Source organism: Ilyomonas limi, assembly GCF_005233845.1.
Classification (GTDB): domain Bacteria; phylum Bacteroidota; class Bacteroidia; order Chitinophagales; family Chitinophagaceae; genus Ilyomonas; species Ilyomonas limi.
Genome location: NZ_SZQL01000007.1, coordinates 233,331 through 246,495 on the forward strand (window position 1 = coordinate 233,331; position 13,165 = coordinate 246,495).

The following is a 13,165-nucleotide window of genomic DNA, read 5'->3' on the forward strand; positions in this document are numbered from 1 at the left end:
AAAATCTCCGGCTGTAATAGCCGGAGATTTATAGTATAATACTTCAATAGTGTTTACTGTCCTTCTTCTACCCTGAAGGTGATAGCCTGCTTTTGGCGGTAAATAACATTACGCCCGTTTTGTACAGCAGGAATCCATTTTGGACCGCGGCTGATTACGCGTACTGCCTCGCCAGCAGTGCCATAACCAGGATCGTTTTCTGCTTTTACTTCCGAAATATTGCCATCTTTATCCACAAGGAACGAAACTACAACCGTGTAAGAGCCAGTAGGAGCACCGTTTTCGGTAGGTACATCACTTTGAAGGTTGCGTTGCAGGTATTTCATCCACGCATCCGGACCACCCGGAAACTTAGCTTGTATCTGCACCGTTTTAAATTCCTTATCATAATCTTCGGTTACTTTAGGTGCTTCTACTACCCCTGTACCTTTTTCTTCCACAGGCGGCGCTATCACATCGGTTTGAACACCTTCCTGATTAATAGTACCAATGGTAGTCTTTTCCAGTTCTTCCTGCTTGGGTGGGGGTTCTTTTACTTCCTCATCCTTTACAATTTTAGGTGGAGTAAACTGTTTAATTTCAATTTTGGGCGGCTCCACTTTTGGTGGTGGTGGCGGCGGTGGCGGCTCAGGCTTTTTCTCCTCCTGCACATTCTGCAGTTGTACATCCTGAATTACAATAGGTCCATTATCTTTCTCGGTTTTGTTGGAGGCTAAAACATTTAATAGAAAGGCAAGCACACATACGCCAATCATTACTGCAATAGCAATTGTGAATCGCCGGTTGTAAGTCTTACGGAGCTCATACGCACCGTATTCCTTATTTCTGCCCTCAAATAAAATGTCGAGAAAGTCGGCACTTAATATTTTATTTACGTCCATAACAATGACTTTTATATCAAAAACTGTTAATCGCTCTGTGATTTTTTACTTATTTGCCGGCTGCAGGTGTAGTAGCCGGAGCTTCGCCCTCAGTTGCTCTTACCAACTGGTTTTCTGCTTCCGATATATCTACCAATGCATAACGATCTACAACATTAATCTTCATTTCATCGAGAATATCTACAAAATCTTTGTAGGTACTTTCGTCAGATGGTTTTATCACCACCATAAAATCATCAGGATTGGTTCTTTGCTTTTTAGAAAGAATTACATCGCGGATTTCTTTAAAATTAGAAGATTTAAAGTTGGAGCCGTCTGGTGCTAACTCACCTTCGTAGTAAAAGACATTGCGGTCTTTCCCCAGCATAATAGTAAGTGCACCCGAAGCTTTTGTTTTTGTTTGCTCTTCCGGCTTGTCTGTGTCTTTGGGCAGGTTAAGCTTAAGCGCTGTGGGCTGGCTTAATGTGGTAGTAAAAATAAAGAATGTAATAAGCAAAAAACCGAGGTCAACCATGGGTGTAAGATCCACTCTGGTAGAAAGTTTCTTACTTTTTTTTACGCCTGGCCCTTTTTTATGACCACCTCCGCCGGAGGTATCCATTTCTGCCATGATGTTGTGTTTTAAAAGTTTAAAAATTATTCTGCTTCTCCGCCCTGCTTATACAGCACAGTACCTTCCGGTACATTTTCAGGTTCTGTAACCATCTGAAACTTCAGCAGATCATTTTTCTTGAATGCAGTTAACACATTTTTAAAGTACGGGTATTTTGCAAGGTTATCGCCTTTTAAAAGCAGGTTAACCTTGCCTCCGGTGTACACATCTACTACCCCCCGCATCCACTTGATAAGCTCATTGTTGGCGGTATCTTTTACCGGTATGCCAGGCAGGCTTTTCTCGTTTATCTGCTCCGGCTGTAATGTAGCCTGTTGTTTGAGATTAGCCAGTGGAACACCAATAATAGGCTGGTTAACAAGCTTTTTAATTTCGCCGCCTGTAAGCCCCAGATTATTAGCCTGATTTAAACTATTAATAATAGATTCCATTTTGGCTTTGTCCTCTGCATTGTCGCCACCGTTTAAAAATACTTTCCCGTCTTTGGTGATGGTAACCATAATCATATTTTCCTCCGGCGCTTTCTTTGAGGAGACAGAACTTGGCGTTTGCACCGTTACTGCTGTAGAAGGCTTCGGCTTGGCTGTAAGAATAAAGAAGGATAATAAGAGAAAAGCCACATCACACATCGCGGTCATATCTACCGATGTACTTTTTCTTGCAATTTTCGGTCTTGCCATTATTTAATTTTTAGTATTTACAACTATAGATGCAAAAAGCATATTATTCCATAAAAGGAACTGCAAATTATTTATAGTTTGCAGCAAAGCTTTGAGTTAGCGTAAAGCCACTTTCGTCAATACCGTAAGTAATAGCGTCAATTCTTGTAGTAAATACGTTGTACATAATAATAGCAATGGCAGAAGTACCAATACCCAATGCTGTGTTGTACAAGGCTTCAGAAATACCTTCAGACAGCTTGGAAGAAGCTTCTGCACCGCCGGATTCGCCCAAGGCACTGAAGGAGCGTATCATACCCATTACTGTACCCAGCAAGCCAAGTAAGGTAGATACGGATGCCAGGGTAGAAAGAAACACTAAATTCTTTTCCAGCATAGGCAGTTCCAGGGCAGTTGCTTCTTCTACTTCTTTCTGTATGTTTAAGACCTTTTGTTCGGTGTCCAACTCGGTATTGCTAATCATTTCTTTGTACTTGCGCAGACCTGCTTTCATTACATTGCCCACAGAGCCTCTTTGACGGTCGCATTCAGCAACAGCTTTGTCCACATCGCGGTTAGCAAGGTGAAACTGTACTTTGCGCACAAACTCGGCAATGTTTCCTTTACCGGATGCTTTTGTAATGGTAAGCAATCTTTCCACAACGAAAGTAATTACTATTAAAAAACAGCCTATTAATACAGGTACAATGATACCCCCCTGATACATACGCGAAAAAACACCTTTTGGACCCTGATGACTTGGCCAAAAGCCACCAGCCGGGTCAGGATTGGTAAAATTGGAGTCGGCCCCAATTAAAAAACGCCAGATACAATATCCCAGAACGATACATAATACCGGGGCAATCCAGGAGATAGCATTTGAGGTTTTTTTTGGTTGAACAGAGGTAGTGGTTGTTCTTGGTGCTGCTGTTGTTGTAGCAGTAGGTTTAATCTCAGCCATGTTACAATTGATTTTTGAGGTTTTTTAAAAAGCTATTTGAAAATGATTAATGATTTGGCAATTCTAATGAAATCGTTTTAACAATAACAAGTTTTTATGCATTATTTTTTCAGCCCACAAAATAGAGATTTTATATAAAGCAGCAAATAAGAATTTTATTTAATAGGGTAATAATTTAGTTTTTCTTATAACGTCATTCTTATTTTATAGTATTTGGCAAAACACTCGTTTGTAACCTTTTATTCCTGTTCAGCATATATATACCGCAAACATTAGTTAGCTACCGACCGGAATTTCTACTTCAAACCAACTTTACATTTATTCCATAACAAAGTTAAGCGTTGTTACAAACAGCAGTTCAAAAAAATGTTTACATGTTACGTCTTTTTTACTGCAATTGTAATGCTAATCTCTCCCGAATTTTAAAATTATTGGCAAATCCATACTTGTAAATACTTATTGCTGTAATGCGTTTACTTATTTTTGCAGACATTGTACACATTTGAGCAACAATAGTATATCACACACTGCTGAACATTTGTGTAGCCTATACAAAACCTAACAATCTGGTAGCTTTAGCCATAAGCGCAAGATATAAAAGACGATATACAGCACGATGAAAAAACCTTCGAGATACCTGATAACAGCAGCACTGCCTTATGCCAACGGACTAAAGCATATTGGGCATCTTGCCGGTGCTTATCTGCCGGCCGATATTTATGTTCGTTACTTAAGAGTACAAAAAAAAGATGTGGTTTTTGTGTGTGGCAGCGATGAGCATGGCACCGCTATTCCTATACAAGCAGCAAAAGAAAGCACCACACCGCAGGCTATTATAGACAAATATCACCCTATCATCAAAGAGAATTTTGAAGACCTGGGTATTGCTTTCGATATCTATGCCCGCACCAGCGACCCGCTGCACCACGAAACAGCACAGGAGTTTTTTACTTATTTAAATAGTCGCGGCGATTTTGAAGTAAAGGAAACCGAGCAGTATTACGATGAAGAAGCCCAGACTTTTTTGGCAGACCGGTATATAAAAGGTACCTGCCCCAACTGTGGTTTTCCCAACGCTTTTGGCGATCAATGCGAAAGGTGCGGTATTTCTTTATCGCCCGAAATGCTAATAGACCCGGTGAGCACCCTGAGCGGCAAACCGCCGGTAAAAAGGCTTACCAAACAATGGTATCTCCCGCTGGATAAACACGAAGCCTGGCTGCGCAAATGGATACTGGGCGAGCATAAAGACGACTGGCGCAATAATGTATTAGGTCAATGCAAAAGCTGGCTCGATGGTGGCCTGCAGCCACGCGCCATCACGCGCGACCTGGACTGGGGCATAAAAGTGCCGCTGGCCGATGCACAAGGCAAAGTATTATATGTATGGTTTGATGCACCGATTGGCTACATAAGTGCTACCAAACAATGGGCTATCAATTGCAACAAAGACTGGAAGCCTTACTGGTATAGTGACGAAACCAAACTGGTACATTTTATAGGTAAAGACAATATTGTATTCCATTGCATTATATTCCCGGTAATGTTAAAGCTGCATGGCAATATTCTGCCAGCGAATGTGCCTGCCAACGAGTTTATGAACCTCGAAGGCGATAAGATGAGCACCAGCCGCAACTGGAAGCTGGAAATGCAGGATTATATTAATGACTTTGTTCGTAAGGAAAATGGTGGTCCGCAAATGGCGGATGTGCTGCGTTATTATTTAACCACCATTATGCCCGAAACAAAGGACAGTGAGTTTACATGGAAAGGCTTTCAGGACGCCAATAATAATGAACTCGTAAGCATATTGGGCAATTTTGTAAACCGTACGTTTGTGCTCATGCACAAGCTGTGCAATGGCAAAGTGCCGCCACTACATGCTACGGTACTCGACGCAGTGGACAATGTCATCATTAATGAGATAGAGGGAACGAAACTGAAAGTAGAAAATCTACTGGAAGAATTTAAGTTTAAGGAAGCTTTATCTGTAGTAATGGACCTTGCCCGCAAAGGCAATAAATACATGCAGGAAAAGGAACCCTGGAAAAAGGTACCGGCAAATAAAGAAGAACCCATCAGCGCTGATAATCAAAAACAAATAGATAATTGCATTCACCTCTGCCTGCAGCTTACGGCTAACCTTGCCATTTTCATTAATCCGTTTTTGCCGTTTACAGCTAAAAAGTTGTGCAAGATGATGAAAGTAGTAGATAAAATGCTGGAGTGGAAAAATGGCGGCAGATTGAAATTGCTAAGCGTGGGCTATACATTGAAAGCGCCGGAATTGCTGTTTAGAAAAATAGAGGATGAAGAAGTAAAAGCACAGGTGCAAAAGCTGGAGAAAGCGAGCCAAAGCAGTGCGGAACAACAGGCAATTGCGGCTAAAATACAGGAAACAGGCAGCAGCAAGGTACAAGAAGCAAGTAACAAGGTGCAAGAATCAGGTAATAAGCCACAGGATACTGCTACTCCAGCATTAGAAAGCAACGGCAAGTCGCAAATAACCATTGATGATTTTGCAAAAATAGAACTGCGCACCGGCATTATTACCGCTGCCGAAAAAGTAGAAAAAGCCGACAAGCTGCTAAAGCTGCAGATTGACCTTGGCTACGAAACGCGTACGATTTTATCGGGCATAGCTTTATATTTTAAGCCAGAAGAAATTATAGGCAGGCAGGTAACTGTTGTGGCAAACCTCGCACCGCGTAAAATGCGTGGTATAGAGAGCAACGGTATGATACTGATGGCAGAAGACAACACCGGCAAGCTGCACTTTGTGAGCCCCGACACATTGATAGAAGCGGGCAGCCGTGTATCATAGTACATATTATCATAAATAACAATACCTGTTCTTTAGAAAGCCGCGGTAAACAACCGCGGCTTTTTTATGCCTGCACTTCCTCTATTATCATTCCTTACAATTTTATTGTAATCAATAAATTGCTGAACAAGTATCCATTTCATTTTATCAAAAGCAGCCATCTACCGTTCATATAAAAAACTGATTAAAACAAAGCGGAAACTTTGATAACGAAAATAGTTTCCATAGTTTTGCGGCGCGATGGAAATGAAAGAAAGAATATTGACGAAAGCGGAAGAGCTGTTTTGCCGCTATGGGATTAAGAGTGTGACCATGGATGAAATAGCCAACCAGTTGGGCATTTCCAAAAAAACCATTTATCTCTCCTTTGCCGATAAGGATGAACTGGTACTCGAAGTGTTTACTGCTTACATGAACGAAAGCAAGCAGCATTGCCTGCACGACAGGCAGGAGGCAGAAAACGCAGTGCACGAAATTTTTTTAGCAATGGACATGACGGACGCCATGCTGAAGGCACTGAATGCCTCTATACTGTTTGATCTGGAAAAATATTATCCGGATACGTATAAAAAGTTCAAAGCCTATAAGTATGAATTTTTGTACAACGTCGTATCCGAAAACCTGAAGCGTGGCATACAGGAAGAATTGTTCAGGGCAGATTTAAACGTAGATATCATCACCCGTATGCGGCTGGGTACGGTTATGCTTTCGATGAACATTGAAATGTTTCCTCCGGGCAAATACAAACTGGTAGAAGTAGAGCAGGAAATTATAATGCATTATCTATATGGTATTGCTACCGCAAAAGGCATCAAACTCATTCAGAAATATAACTCACAACGACAAAAATCTAAACCATAACTTAATTATGCGTATTGTAAAACTGACGAAATATTTATGCTTATTATGGCTGCTTGGTATATCCATTGGCAGTCATGCACAAAAAAAATACGAACTCACGGTGCAGCAGGCAGTTGATATGGCTTTCAACAACCTGGCTGATGTAAAAAATGCGCAGCTTGACTACCGCATTCAGGAAGAGCAAAACAAAGGTATTGAAGGACAGCTATACCCACAACTAAGCGGCAGCGCCGGTGTGCAATATTACATTCAAACGCCCAAAATTTTATTTCCCGATGCATCGCAGGCTGGTATTTATGATGTACTGATTAAAGAACATTTACTACCCGATGGCACACAAATACCAACACCCAAATTGCAGGCGCTTTCTTTTTATCAACCCTGGAACAGTACATTCGGCGCAACACTTTCGCAGTTGCTGTTTCAGCCCGATGTGTTTGTAGGCCTGCAGGCACGCAAAGCATCGCTGCAGTATGCACAATCCAATATTGAACAGGTAAAAGAACAGGTAAAGGATTCGGCCTACAAAAAGTATTATGCCATACTCGTTGCCGGTAAGCAATTGTATTTTTTAAATGAAAGCATTAAACGCTTAGAAAAACTGTACCATGATGACAGCGCCTTGTATGCAAACGGCTTTGCCGAAAAGCTGGATTTGGATAAAGTGCAGGTGCAATTGACCAACCTCAAAACAACTGCCAGCGTGGTGCAAACCGGTCTTACTTTATCGTATGCAGCGCTTAAGTTTTCGATAGGTGTTTCGCAACAAGACACGGTTGTACTAAAAGATTCTTTAAGTATAGAAGAAGTAAAAAAAGACGTACTAAATGACAGTGTAAATTACAGTGACCGTCCTATTATCCGCACGCTTGATTACAGTAAAAAACTGAGCCAGCTGGATGTACGGCGATACAAACTGCAATACCTGCCTTCAGTAGCTGCACAAGCCAGCTATGCAATAAACAGTATGGGTAATAAATTTATTACCGATCCTACTACGGTTTGGCTCAAAACTTCTTACGTGGGCTTAAATGTGAGCATACCCATTTTTGATGGTTTTCAAAAACGCGCCAACATACGGCAGGCACAGCTGCGCCTTCAAAAACTAAATAATACCTACGAGCAGGTAAAACAGGGCATAGACCTCGAAGTGCTGGCAACCAAAGAATCCTTTACCAATTCATTGCTTCAGCTCGATATGCAGGAGCGCAACCGCGAGCTGGCGCAAAAAGTATATAATACTACCAAAATAAAATTTGAGCAAGGGCTTGGCAGTAGCTTCGAAGTATTGCAGGCCGATACAGAGTTTCAAACTGCTGAAGCTAATTATTTCAATGCTTTATACAACGCCATCGTAGCTAAAATCAGCTATCAGAAAGCAATAGGTAAATTACCATAAACTAACCTTTTTAACCCATCACAAATAATAAATTAGATATGCACAAGATTATAACTATTGTAGCACTTTTTGCTGTTGTTTTATTGGCAGCATGCGGCAATAACGGAGACAATACGCTGCAGGGAAAGAAGAAAAAGCTGGAAGATTTAAAAGCGCAACAAATAAAACTAAACGAAGACATCGCAAAGTTGCAGGCAGACATTGCAAAGCTTGATCCATCTGCTGCGCAGGAGGCAAAAGCTAAACTTGTTGCGATTACAACGGTACAGCCCGATACTTTTACGCACTACATAGACCTGCAAGGCAAAGTAGATGCGGAGAATATAGCTTATGTAACACCACAAAACCAGGGCGGGCAGGTGCAAGCCATTTATGTAAAGCAAGGTGATTATGTAAAAAAGGGGCAATTGCTGATGAAGCTGAACAATGAGGCTGCCACTACACAGTTAGGCCCGTTGCAGGTGCAGTTGAATAATGCCGAAGATATTCTCCGCCGCAGGCAAACACTGTGGCAGCAAGGCATTGGCACCGAAGTAGAACTTACCAATGCAAGAGCTACCGTAGAAGGCTTGCAAAAGCAAATTAATGCCATAAATGTGCAGCTTGGGCAGTACAATGTGTATGCGCCCATGAGTGGCGTTGCCGAAACAGTAAACATAAAAGTAGGCGAAACCTTTAGCCCGCAAACCGCCACCATAGCAGGCATTCAGATTGTGAATATCAGCAATTTGAAAGTAACGGCTAATGTTCCGGAGAATTATTTAGGTCAGGTAAAAGAAGGCTCTAACATCCGCATTTCTTTCCCCGACATTAATAAAACAATCAACGCCAAAGTGTCGCTCACGGGTAAAGTAATTGATCCCAATTCCAGGTCGTTTTACATTGAAGCACACTTGCCTTCTGATAATAGTTTTCACCCTAATCAGATAGCAGTGGTGCAAATCCAGGATTATTCAAATAAGGGTGCGATAACAGTACCAGTAAATACGTTGCAAACCGATGAGGAAGGGAAATTTGTGCTGGTAGCAGTAAACGAAAACGGCAAACTGATAGCCCGCAAGCGCACCGTAGCCATGGGAAAAATGTATGATGATACACTGGAAATCACCAGCGGTCTGCAACCCGGCGATCAGATTATCACGCAGGGTTATCAAGGCTTGTATGATGGACAGTTGATTACAACGAAGGCATGATAAGCCCAATGTATCATTCGCTCACTAAAACAGAACATTTGAGCATTTTATATTCTGTTCAGCAAGGTATGTAAGCTTTAAACTGATCAGTTAAAAATCATTAATACAACAGATTGTATGAGCACCATAAAAAATATAGGTGAGAATTTTAAGCACTTCCGCCCAACCACATGGAGTGTCACCAACAAAACAGCCATTTACCTTATCATCGTTTTCTTAAGCCTGGTGGGTATTTATACGTTTGTGAGCACGCCCAAAGAGCAATTTCCCGATGTGGTGTTTCCTCAAATTTATGTGCAAACCATTTATGTGGGCAACTCGCCCAAAGACATGGAAAACCTGGTAACGCGCCCGATAGAAAAGCAAATTAAAGGCATTACCGGTGCCAAAATTACCAAGTTTACCAGCACCTCGCAGCAGGATTATTCGGCTATTATTATAGAGTTTGATACTGATGTAAAAATTGAAATAGCCCTGCAAAAAGTAAAAGATGCGATAGACAAAGCCAAGCAGGATTTACCAACCGATTTGACGCAGGAACCTACAGCATTGGAAATCAGTGCAAGCGATTTTCCATCCATGTATGTAAACATCAGCGGTAACTACGACCAGCAACATTTGAAGAAGTTTGCCGATGACATGCAGGACCGGCTGGAAGATTTAGCAGAAATCAACCGTGTAGATGAAGTAGGTGCACCCGAAAGAGAGTTTCAGATAAACGTAGATAACTATCGTATGCAAAGTGCGGGTATTACATTTAATGATATTGCCAATGCCGTTGCTTACGAAAACATGGATATTTCCGGCGGTCAGTTGGATGTGGGCGACATGAAACGCAACCTGCAATTAAAAGGTCAGTTTCACACAGCCGAAGACATCAGCACGGTGGTGGTACGCAATGGCAAAGGCGACCCCATTTACCTGAAAGATATTGCCACTATTAAAGACACGACCAAAGAGCGCGACAGCTATGCACGACTGAATGGTAAAAACGTAATTACGCTCAACATCATTAAACGCAGCGGCGAAAACCTGATTGAAACATCGGAAAAAGTGCACCAGGCGGTAGAAGAAATGAAAGCTGGCTGGCCTAAAGATCTCTCGGTAACTGTAACCGGAGATTTAAGCACCAAAACAAAAACGTCTTTCAACGATTTAGTTAATTCTATTGTTATTGGCTTCATACTCGTATTAATCATTCTCATGTTTTTCATGGGGGTGGTGAATGCCTTTTTCGTAGCGCTTTCGGTACCGCTGAGTATGTTTGTGGCGTTTGTGTTTTTGCCTGCGGCGGAGCTCATTACCGGCAGTGCGGCTACGCTCAATTTTATTGTACTCTTTGCCTTACTTTTTGGTTTAGGCATTATTGTAGATGATGCCATTGTGGTAATAGAAAATACACACCGCATTTTTACGCAAGGCAAAGGGAAACTCAATCCAACCGTTTCGGCGCAAATGGCTGCCGGTGAAATATTTATACCAGTGCTGGCAGGCACGCTTACCACGTTGGCGCCGTTCTTCCCGCTATTGTTTTGGCCAGGCATCATTGGTAAATTCATGATTTACCTGCCTACGATGCTCATCTTTACGCTCACCGCATCCCTGATTGTGGCGTTTATTATGAATCCGGTGTTTGCGGTTGACTTTATGAGCCATGCCGAAGGGGAGCATAAAGAAAAGCCGTCTGCTATCTTTAAAAAGAAAGCTTTTTGGGTGGCAGTTGGCATAGCTACCTTATTTGATGTGATTGGCTTTGCCGTTTCCAAAGACCTTGCACCGGAAGCAACCAACATGTGGTTTTTCTGGGGTAATTTAATATTCCTGATTGTGTTGCTGGTTATTCTTAACCGCTATGTATTGGATAAGGTTATTCATAATTTCCAGAACAAGGTATTGCCATGGATAATGGGGCACTACGAAAATGGACTGCGCTGGGCATTGAAAGGCTGGCGGCCGGTGTGGCTTTTTATCGGCACCGTTGTTTTGTTTTTCCTTTCGCTGTTCATCTTCATCGGCTCGGTTTCTTCGGGTCACAACCAGGTCGTTTTCTTTCCTTCTGCCGATCCCAACCAGGTATATGTTTACCTGAAATTGCCGGTGGGCACCTCCGTTGAATATACAGACTCGCTCACCCGCCAGTTGGAAAACAAAGTATACAGTGTACTGGGCATGCAAAATGGCAGGCAAAACCCGGTGGTAGAAAGTGTAATTACCAACGTAGCCAAAGGTGCAGCAGACCCCATGAGCGGCGACCAAAGTACCCGCGGCGAACTGAGCCGGATACAGGTTTCTTTTGTAGATTTTGAAAAACGAAATGGGGTAAATACAACAGTATATTTAGATTCTATCCGTAAAGTGATCAAAGGTATTCCCGGTGCAGAAATTACGGTATCGCAGGAGCAAAACGGGCCGCCTACCGATCCGCCCGTTAACATAGAAGTGGCGAGCGAAGACTTTGATGATTTAATTAGAACAGCTTCTGCTTTAAAGAACTATCTCGATTCTATACAGGTGCCTGGTGTGGAAGAATTAAAGATGAATGTGGACCTCACCAATCCCGAAATTACACTTACCGTTGACCGCCAGCGTGCGTTGATAGAAGGCGTTTCTTCGGCACAAATCGGGCAGGAAATACGTACTGCATTGTTTGGCCGCGAAGTGTCTAAAATAAAAGAAGGTAAAGACGAATACAAGATACAACTCCGCAACAACGAGTTGCAGCGCCACAACCTGGTTGAGTTACTGAACATGCCCATTTATTTCAGGGATATGGCAACTGGCGGTTTCAAAAGCATACCCATCAGCAATTTGGTAAAGGTAGACCTTACCAGTACGCTGGGCAGTGTAAAACGTAAAAATCAGAAGCGACAAATAGCACTTGTTTCCAACGTACTGAGTGGTTATACGCCTCCGGGTGTTAATCAGGTGATAGCGCAACATTTAGCTAACTTTAAAGAAAAGCCGGATGATGTAACCATTAAGCAAACCGGGGAAGGCGAGCAACAGGCCGAAACCGTTTCGTTCCTTGGTAAAGCGTTCTTAATTGCTTTCGGTTTGATTCTGTTTGTATTGGTATTGCAATTCAATTCTATCAGCAAATCGGTAATCATTTTATCCGAAATTATCTTTAGTATCATTGGTGTGTTCATCGGCTACGTGCTTACCGGTATGACGGTTTCGGGCATCATGACAAGCCTTGGTATTGTAGGTTTGGCAGGTATTGTTATTAAAAATGGCATCCTTGTGATTGAGTTTACCGAAGAGCTGCGTGCACGTGGTTTACGCACACGCGAAGCGGCGATACAAGCCGGCAAAACGCGTATTGTTCCGGTGTTGCTCACTGCACTGGCAGTTATCTTAGGCTTGATACCATTAGCCATTGGGTTCAACATCAACTTTATCTCTATGTTCTCCGAACTCAACCCGCATATTTTCCTTGGTGGTGATAATGCGGCCTTCTGGAAGCCATTGTCGTGGACAATCATTTTCGGGGTAATGTTTGCCTTTTTTATGACGCTCTTTATTGTGCCCAGTATGTATCTTATTTCCGAGCGCCTCAAACGCCCGATGCGCCAGATGTATGGTGGCAAATGGATTTCTTTCATGGGCATTCCGCCGCTTACCATTATATTCCTGCTGCTCTTAGTGCCTGCAACGCTTATCAGGCATAGCATACAGGTAAGCCGGCGTAAAATGCGGCTTTCACCCAAAACTACGAATGAAGCGTTTTATGGTAGTTGGTTTTAGCCTCACTCCTATTCTTCTTAATAGGAA

Annotated in this window: 9 protein-coding genes; 5 read left to right on the plus strand and 4 right to left on the minus strand. The window is 42.4% G+C overall.

What is annotated here, in order from left to right; genetic code table 11:
• Nucleotides 1-53 precede the first annotated feature (53 nt).
• From FC093_RS11050 to FC093_RS11065, 4 genes are all read right to left on the minus strand, one after another.
• A complete protein-coding gene (locus FC093_RS11050) occupies nt 54-881 on the minus strand; it encodes an energy transducer TonB (RefSeq protein ID WP_137261833.1) in 828 nt (275 codons plus the stop codon).
• A 49-nt stretch (nt 882-930) separates the two neighbouring features.
• Nucleotides 931-1,491: an ExbD/TolR family protein gene (locus FC093_RS11055; protein WP_137261834.1), complete on the minus strand. Its 561-nt coding sequence runs from the start codon at nt 1,489-1,491 to the stop codon at nt 931-933.
• 26 nt (nt 1,492-1,517) lie between these two features.
• Entirely contained in the window at nt 1,518-2,174 is a 657-nt protein-coding gene (locus FC093_RS11060) for an ExbD/TolR family protein (protein ID WP_137261835.1), read from the minus strand.
• A 67-nt stretch (nt 2,175-2,241) separates the two neighbouring features.
• The gene (locus FC093_RS11065) at nt 2,242-3,114 is read right to left on the minus strand and encodes a MotA/TolQ/ExbB proton channel family protein (protein WP_137261836.1); all 873 of its coding nucleotides are present in this window, start codon (nt 3,112-3,114) and stop codon (nt 2,242-2,244) included.
• Between the two features lie 616 nt (nt 3,115-3,730).
• Between FC093_RS11065 and metG the strand changes: the two genes are divergently transcribed.
• The 5 genes from metG to FC093_RS11090 all read left to right on the plus strand — a co-directional run bounded on the left by metG (nt 3,731) and on the right by FC093_RS11090 (nt 13,138).
• Nucleotides 3,731-5,938, plus strand: coding sequence for a methionine--tRNA ligase (gene metG, locus FC093_RS11070; protein WP_137261837.1), 2,208 nt, complete (start codon nt 3,731-3,733; stop codon nt 5,936-5,938).
• A gap of 261 nt (nt 5,939-6,199) precedes the next feature.
• Nucleotides 6,200-6,799 carry a TetR/AcrR family transcriptional regulator gene (locus FC093_RS11075; protein ID WP_170971060.1) on the plus strand — a complete coding sequence of 200 codons (600 nt, stop codon included), beginning with the start codon at nt 6,200-6,202 and terminating at the stop codon, nt 6,797-6,799.
• Between the two features lie 7 nt (nt 6,800-6,806).
• Nucleotides 6,807-8,198, plus strand: a complete 1,392-nt coding sequence (locus FC093_RS11080; RefSeq protein ID WP_170971061.1) for a TolC family protein — start codon at nt 6,807-6,809, stop codon at nt 8,196-8,198.
• A gap of 38 nt (nt 8,199-8,236) precedes the next feature.
• Complete coding sequence (locus FC093_RS11085) at nt 8,237-9,391, plus strand: efflux RND transporter periplasmic adaptor subunit (RefSeq protein ID WP_137261840.1); 1,155 nt, start codon at nt 8,237-8,239, stop codon at nt 9,389-9,391.
• A gap of 117 nt (nt 9,392-9,508) precedes the next feature.
• On the plus strand, nt 9,509-13,138 hold the full coding sequence (locus tag FC093_RS11090) for an efflux RND transporter permease subunit (protein ID WP_137261841.1): 3,630 nt from the start codon (nt 9,509-9,511) through the stop codon (nt 13,136-13,138).
• Nucleotides 13,139-13,165: the final 27 nt, after the last annotated feature.

Coding starts and splice junctions, on each gene's coding strand:
- FC093_RS11050 (WP_137261833.1), bottom strand. CDS start 881: ATGGACGTAAATAAAATATTAAGTGCCGACTTTCTCGACATTTTATTT.
- FC093_RS11055 (WP_137261834.1), bottom strand. CDS start 1,491: ATGGCAGAAATGGATACCTCCGGCGGAGGTGGTCATAAAAAAGGGCCA.
- FC093_RS11060 (WP_137261835.1), bottom strand. CDS start 2,174: ATGGCAAGACCGAAAATTGCAAGAAAAAGTACATCGGTAGATATGACC.
- FC093_RS11065 (WP_137261836.1), bottom strand. CDS start 3,114: ATGGCTGAGATTAAACCTACTGCTACAACAACAGCAGCACCAAGAACA.
- metG (WP_137261837.1), top strand. CDS start 3,731: ATGAAAAAACCTTCGAGATACCTGATAACAGCAGCACTGCCTTATGCC.
- FC093_RS11080 (WP_170971061.1), top strand. CDS start 6,807: ATGCGTATTGTAAAACTGACGAAATATTTATGCTTATTATGGCTGCTT.
- FC093_RS11085 (WP_137261840.1), top strand. CDS start 8,237: ATGCACAAGATTATAACTATTGTAGCACTTTTTGCTGTTGTTTTATTG.
- FC093_RS11090 (WP_137261841.1), top strand. CDS start 9,509: ATGAGCACCATAAAAAATATAGGTGAGAATTTTAAGCACTTCCGCCCA.